Raw genomic sequence first — 4212 nt, 5'->3', positions numbered from 1 at the left:
CCGCCCCGCCTTCCATCTATAAGACAAACACGTACGCAGGTTTTATAGCTGACCGTTATCGCGCGCCATCTGCTGCAGGCGGGCGATGCGCTTGTCCATCGGTGGGTGAGTAGACATGAGGTTCTTCAGGCCACCGAAGGGGTTCGCAATCATAGAGGCCGAGGTATTCACAACCTGCTGATTCTTGGGATCCATTGGGTAGAGCGAGACACCCTTCTCCAACTTATTCAGGGCGGAGGCAAGCGCAATCGGATCGCCCGTAAGCTTTGCACCGTCTTCATCGGCATCGTATTCGCGGGTGCGGCTGATAGCCATCTGAATAACCGCCGTAGCAATGGGAGCCAGAAGCGACATCAGGATTATGCTCAAAAAGTTTCCGCCGCCGCGCTCACGGTTCCCGCCCATCATGGAGCCAAAACCAACAATCTGTGCCGCCGCCGTAATCAGGGTTGCGATACCGGCTGCCACCGAGCTTGTAAGAATATCGCGGTTGTAGACGTGCATGAGCTCGTGCCCAAGAACGCCGCGCATTTCGCGTTCGTCAAGAAGCTGCAAGATACCCTCGGTGCAGCAGACGGCGGCATTGCGCGGATCGCGCCCAGTCGCGAAGGCGTTTGGAGTCTGGGTGGGTGCCACATATAGGCGCGGCATAGGCTGAGCGGCGCGCGAGGAAAGTTCCTCGACAATGTCATACAGAACCGGAACCTCCTCGCGGGTAACGGCGTAGGCGTTCATGGAACGCAGCGCGAGTTTATCGGAGTTCCAGTATGAATATGCAACGGTACCCAAGCTCACAAGGGCGAAACCCCAGATAAAAATTGAGCTGCGGAAGTATGTTGAAAGGCCGCCGCCGAAAGCATCAGCAGACCGACCATGCCGCCCAGCAGAAGGGCGGTCTTAAGCCCGTTATAGTGTTTGTGCATTGCGTATACCTTTAGAAATCGTGTTGCCGTGAACGTATTAGATTACAGCACACGGGATATATATGAGGCAGACATCCAGATTCGCCACCAGCGTGTATTTCGTATTCTCGCATCCACAGGTTCATCGAATACGAGCAAGGTCACGTGAAGTCTCAGGATGTTCTGTTATCTCCCAGAAATTCGCGGTTTTAGCGACATAGTGTCATGGTGAAAGTACCCCAAACACGGCTCTTATTATGAATTTATCGTAATTGTAATTGTGAAAAAGTCAGATTAACGGTAGGGTATTGTTCATGACCGAACCCCTAGATACGAACGCACACCCGGAACCCGAGCACCCTCTTCACGGATGCTCCCACACCGGCGTGCTACCGTTGGCAGCAGAATCCGCGACCGGACTTCTCACGGAATCTTGGTCGCAAAACTTGCGCGCTAAGGGGCGCAGGGTCACGAAACAGCGGCTTGCTGTTCTACGTGCGGTTCAGGCTCATCCCCATGCCAATGCCGAGGAAATAGTTACCGTTGTGCGGCAAGAGATTCCTACCATTACCGTGCAGTCGGTGTATATGATCCTCACGGATCTAACGAATATCGACATGCTGCGTAAGTTTGAGCCCCCGGGAACCCCGAGGCTCTACGAGACACGCACGGGCGATAACCATCACCACGCATTCTGCATTCGCTGCGGAAAAGTTCAGGATGTAGACTGCGCTGTCGGCTCAGCGCCCTGCCTAACTCCCAACGACTTCCACGGCATGGCGATTATCAGCGCAGATGTACTGTATCGAGGCGTCTGAGCAGACTGTCAAACTGAGGCAGAAGCAGAACTGGCGAACAGCCAGGTGCAAGCCGCAGCGAGCGTTCAGCACTAACGAACCACATTCCAACACCTTACTCCGGGCGTGAAACAGCGCCTTGGTGTTCGTTAGTTGCACCCTAAAACAGGAAGAATGCTCGTCGAAAACCACATAGCATCACCAAAAACACAAGGAGAAGCAAATATGTATCAGACCCCGCAGAACCCCATTCATCCCGGTTCTTACACCACCACGAGCACTGGCACGCCGGTAGCTTCAGATGATCATTCGCTCACCGTGGGCGCCGATGGTCCCATCGTTCTGCACGATGCTTACGCTGTTGAAAAGCTCGCTCAGTTCAACCGTGAGCGTGTGCCCGAGCGTGTGGTGCACGCAAAGGGAACCGGCGCATACGGCTACTTTGAAACCACCGAAGATGTTTCGCAGTACACCCGTGCGGCGCTCTTTCAGCCGGGCGTTAAAACCGAGCTACTGATTCGTTTCTCGACCGTGGCTGGCGAATCCGGTTCCCCCGATACTTGGCGTGACCCCCGCGGTTTCGCGGTAAAATTTTACACCACCGAAGGCAACTACGACTTGGTAGGTAATAACACTCCTATCTTCTTCATTCGCGATGCCATCAAGTTCCCCGACTTTATCCACTCGCAGAAGCGTATGCCCGGTTCGGGTCTGCGCGATAACGACATGCAGTGGGATTTCTGGAGCCTCAATCCGGCATCGGCGCATCAGGTAACCTGGCTGATGGGAGACCGCGGCCTGCCCCGAACCCTGCGCCATATGGATGGCTTCGGCTCGCACACCTACCAGTGGATTAACTCCGAAGGCGAGCGCTTTTGGGTTAAATACCACTTCAAGACCGAGCAGGGCAACGAGTTCTTCACCCAGGCTCAGGCCGATGAAATGGCGGGCAAGGATGCTGACTTCCACCGCCGCGACTTGCGCGAGGCTATCGAGCGTGGCGACTACCCCGCCTGGACGCTCTACGTGCAGATTATGCCCTACGAGGACGCGAAGACCTACCGTATTAACCCCTTCGATCTGACGAAGATTTGGCCGCACTCGGATTACCCGCTGATCAAGGTGGGCCGCATGGTGCTGGATCGCAACCCGCAGAACTTCTTCGCCGAGATCGAGCAGGCGGCCTTCTCCCCCTCGAACTTTGTGCCCGGTATCGCGGCTTCACCCGATAAGATGCTGCTCGGTCGTATCTTCTCCTACCCGGATGCGCATCGCTACCGCATCGGCACCAACTTCGCGCAGCTGCCGGTGAACGCACCCCACGCGGCGCCGGTGAACAACTATTCACATGACGGTTCGATGCGCTACAACTTCAACGACCCCTCCGTTCCCACTTACGCACCAAACAGCCTGGGCGGTCCGCATGCGGATGCGGAGCGCGCTGGCGAAGGCAGCTGGGAGTCTGATGGCGAGTTGGTACGCACCGCCTACACCCTGCGTCCGGATGACGATGATTTCTCGCAGGCACGCACCCTCTACGAGGTAACCATGAACGACGAAGAACGTGAACGCCTGATCAGCAACATCTCCGGTCACGTAGGTGCTGTTCGTTCCGACGAGATTCGTGAACGCGCGTTCCAATACTGGGATAGCGTTCACCCTGAGCTCGGTTCTCGCGTTCGCGAGGCCGTGGCAGCCGCCGCATCTGGTTCGTAAGATACGGCAGCGTCTGTTCCCCTGTAGATTCGAGAACATGACGCACGGCTGCAGCATGGGGCCGGTGACTTTCAGTGAGATGGAGTCACCGGCCCCATATTTTTAACCCGTTTGCAGGATTACAACCCTCTCCAAAAAACAGGCCCGTATTTCTGATAGTTAGCTGTGAACAAGAGCCCCCAACCCGGTAGGCTAGTACTAACCGGTGCCAGTAGCACCTCATTCACGAAAGGAAAGCCCATGGCTAGCGAATCTTCGTTCGACGTTGTCTCCAAGGTCGACAAGCAGGAAGTATCCAACGCCCTGCACCAGGCGCAGAAGGAAATCTCCCAGCGCTACGACTTCCGCGGCGTCGGCGCAGAAATCGACTACTCCGGCGACAAGATTCTCATCAAGGCAAACGCCGAAGAGCGCGCCCTGGCAGTGCTCGACGTTTTCCAGTCCAAGCTGGTCAAGCGCGGCATCTCCCTCAAGTCCCTGGACTCCGGCAAGCCCTACGCATCCGGCAAGGAAACCCGCATCGAATGCTCCATCAAGGAAGGCATCGCGCAGGATCAGGCGAAGAAGATCTCCAAGATGATCCGCGAAGAGGGCCCCAAGGGCGTGAAGGCAAACATCCAGGGCGATGAGCTGCGCGTCTCCTCCAAGTCCCGCGATGACCTGCAGGAAGTCATTGCAATGCTCAAGTCCGCTGACCTTGAGGTTGACCTGCAGTTCGTGAATTATCGCTAGATACCTCTGCTGTGCACGCGGCATCAGTGCACTATTAAGGCGGGGCGGTTACCAGTTTTTTGGTA

General features: G+C 56.1%; 2 protein-coding genes and 2 pseudogenes. 3 read left to right on the top strand and 1 reads right to left on the bottom strand.

Annotated elements, in window-relative coordinates; translation table 11 throughout:
• Window positions 1–42: 42 nt before the first annotated feature.
• Window positions 43–923: pseudogene (gene htpX / locus HMPREF2884_RS05220) on the bottom strand (zinc metalloprotease HtpX).
• A 293-nt stretch (window positions 924–1216) separates the two neighbouring features.
• On the opposite strand from htpX, the pseudogene HMPREF2884_RS09460 reads away from it, so the two are divergent.
• The 3 genes and pseudogenes from HMPREF2884_RS09460 to HMPREF2884_RS05205 all read left to right on the top strand — a co-directional run bounded on the left by HMPREF2884_RS09460 (window position 1217) and on the right by HMPREF2884_RS05205 (window position 4147).
• Window positions 1217–1795: pseudogene (locus HMPREF2884_RS09460) on the top strand (Fur family transcriptional regulator).
• Between the two features lie 129 nt (window positions 1796–1924).
• Window positions 1925–3415: a catalase gene (locus tag HMPREF2884_RS05210; protein ID WP_070616151.1), complete on the top strand. Its 1491-nt coding sequence runs from the start codon at window positions 1925–1927 to the stop codon at window positions 3413–3415.
• A 240-nt stretch (window positions 3416–3655) separates the two neighbouring features.
• Entirely contained in the window at window positions 3656–4147 is a 492-nt protein-coding gene (locus HMPREF2884_RS05205) for a YajQ family cyclic di-GMP-binding protein (RefSeq protein WP_070615254.1), read from the top strand.
• Window positions 4148–4212 lie beyond the last annotated feature (65 nt).

This window comes from Rothia sp. HMSC073B08 (genome assembly GCF_001812975.1).
Lineage (GTDB): Bacteria > Actinomycetota > Actinomycetes > Actinomycetales > Micrococcaceae > Rothia > Rothia mucilaginosa.
The sequence above is the reverse complement of the archived record's forward strand: the minus strand, read 5'-3'. Positions and strand labels throughout refer to the sequence as shown.